Raw genomic sequence first — 2,500 nt, 5'->3', positions numbered from 1 at the left:
ATCGAACTCGGAGATAGCTGGTTCTCCCCGAAATAGCTTTAGGGCTAGCGTCAACTTAGATTACCGGAGGTAAAGCACTGAATGGGCTAGGGGCCGATAAGGTTACTGAACCCTATCAAACTAAGAATGCCGGATAATTGATGGTTGGCAGTCAGACAGTGTGAGATAAGTTTCATTGTCAAAAGGGAAACAGCCCAGACCCACAGCTAAGGTCCCAAATACATGCTAAGTGGAAAACGATGTGGAGTTGCGAAAACAACCAGGATGTTGGCTTAGAAGCAGCCACTCATTAAAAGAGTGCGTAATAGCTCACTGGTCGAGTGACTCTGCGCGGAAAATATAACGGGGCTAAGCATGTAACCGAAGCTTGGGCTTGCCGCAAGACAGGGGTAGGGGAGCGTCGTGTACGGGGTGAAGTCGTAGCGAGAGCAGCGGTGGACTGTACACGAGTGAGAATGCCGGAATGAGTAGCGAGAATTATGTGGGAATCATAATGGCCGAAAATCTAAGGTTTCTTGGGGAAGGTTCGTCCGCCCAAGGTAAGCCGGGAGCTAAGGCGAGGCCGCAAGGCGTAGTCGATGCACATACGGTAGAAATTCCGTAGCCGCCGAACTTTAAGCACGCTGACACTTTGGAATAGGAGGACCCGGGCGTTGGTTGACCCGGGCGTAAGGGACCGAAATATAGTAGGGAAGTCTCCGATGTCCAGAGGCGAGAAAAGGCGTGAGGTATACTAAGGCGCCCGTACCGCAAACCGACACAGGTAGATGAGGAGAGAATCCTAAGGCCAACGGGAGAAGGGTTGTTAAGGAACTCGGCAAATTGGCCCCGTAACTTCGGGATAAGGGGCGCCTCCTACGGGAGGCCGCAGTGAAAAGGCCCAAGCGACTGTTTACCAAAAACACAGGTCTATGCTAAATCGAAAGATGACGTATATGGGCTGACGCCTGCCCGGTGCTGGAAGGTTAAGAGGAGAGCTTAGCGCAAGCGAAGGTTTGAATCGAAGCCCCAGTAAACGGCGGCCGTAACTATAACGGTCCTAAGGTAGCGAAATTCCTTGTCAGGTAAGTTCTGACCCGCACGAATGGCGTAACGATTTGGGCACTGTCTCAACAGCCCACCCGGCGAAATTGTTGTACTGGTGAAGAAGCCAGTTACCCGCAACTAGACGGAAAGACCCCATGGAGCTTTACTGTAGCTTAATACTGGAAATCGGTAAATCATGTACAGGATAGGTGGGAGGCTTGGAAGCCTGGGCGTCAGCTCAGGTGGAGCCACCCTTGGGATACCACCCTTGATTTGCTGGTTTTCTAACCTGCGGCCTTGAATCAGGTCGGGGGACACTGTTAGGTGGGCAGTTTGACTGGGGCGGTCGCCTCCAAAAAGGTAACGGAGGCGCTCAAAGGTTCGTTCAGCACGGACGGAAATCGTGCATTGAGTGTAAACGCATAAACGAGCCTAACTGCGAGACCGACGGGTCGAGCAGTAACGAAAGTTGGAGTTAGTGATCCGGCGGTATGTGAGTGGAAATGCCGTCGCTCAACGGATAAAAGCTACCCTGGGGATAACAGGCTGATCTCCCCCAAGCGTCCACAGCGACGGGGAGGTTTGGCACCTCGATGTCGGCTCGTCGCATCCTGGGGCTGAATTCGGTCCCAAGGGTTTGGCTGTTCGCCAATTAAAGCGGCACGCGAGCTGGGTTCAGAACGTCGTGAGACAGTTCGGTCCCTATCTGTTGCGGGCGTAAGAGATTTGAAGGGAGCTGTCCTTAGTACGAGAGGACCGGGATGGACGAACCTCTGGTGCACCAGTTGTCGTGCCAACGGCACAGCTGGGTAGCTACGTTCGGACGAGATAAACGCTGAAAGCATCTAAGCGTGAAACTCCCCCTAAGATTAGATCTCTCACTCTTTATGAGGTAAGGCTCGATGTAGACTACATCGTTGATAGGCCGGAGGTGGAAGTGTGGTAACACATGCAGCTGACCGGTACTAATAAGCCGAGGGCTTGACCTTAACAAGAATTTGAATGCAGGCGCTTGCGAAAGCAGAGCGGAAGATCTACATTGTTCGGTTTTGAAGGTGTAACAAATGGACGCACCTGAAAGAGAGAGTATGAAAGTTTTCTTTGCATACTTTCTTTTTCAAAAGAAAGTATGCGCCTTTAGCTCAGTTGGTAGAGCAACTGACTCTTAATCAGTGGGTCCCGGGTTCGAATCCCTGAAGGCGCACCAAATGGCCCGTTGGTCAAGCGGTTAAGACGGCGGCCTCTCACGCCGCAAACATGGGTTCGATTCCCGTACGGGTCACCAACTTTCTCTTGACAAAGAGAAGAAAACTGAATATAATAACTTACTGTTGAAAAGAACGGTAAGGAAAAGAAAGTTAATGGAAGTTTCTTTTGCTTACTTTTCTTTTCAAAGAAAAGTAAGTCGGTGTTGATTGCGGTGAGGGTCCACCCGTTCCCATCCCGAACACGGAAGTTAAGCTCACCTGCGCCG

2 tRNA genes and 2 rRNA genes (1 of these 4 cut by a window edge) are annotated in these 2,500 nt (G+C 51.3%); all 4 read left to right on the top strand.

The features are described 5' to 3' along the window. A 23S ribosomal RNA gene (locus tag B5G43_RS16025) occupies positions 1-2,015 on the top strand; it begins 826 nt to the left of the window's first position. Between the two features lie 142 nt (positions 2,016-2,157). Continuing rightward, positions 2,158-2,233, top strand: a tRNA-Lys gene (locus B5G43_RS16020). A gap of 3 nt (positions 2,234-2,236) precedes the next feature. Continuing rightward, positions 2,237-2,311, top strand: a tRNA-Glu gene (locus B5G43_RS16015). A 119-nt stretch (positions 2,312-2,430) separates the two neighbouring features. Further along, a 5S ribosomal RNA gene (gene rrf, locus B5G43_RS16010) occupies positions 2,431-2,500 on the top strand; the annotation flags it as partial.

Source organism: Flavonifractor sp. An92 (genome assembly GCF_002159175.1).
Lineage (GTDB): Bacteria > Bacillota > Clostridia > Oscillospirales > Oscillospiraceae > Pseudoflavonifractor_A.
The sequence above is the reverse complement of the archived record's forward strand: the minus strand, read 5'-3'. Positions and strand labels throughout refer to the sequence as shown.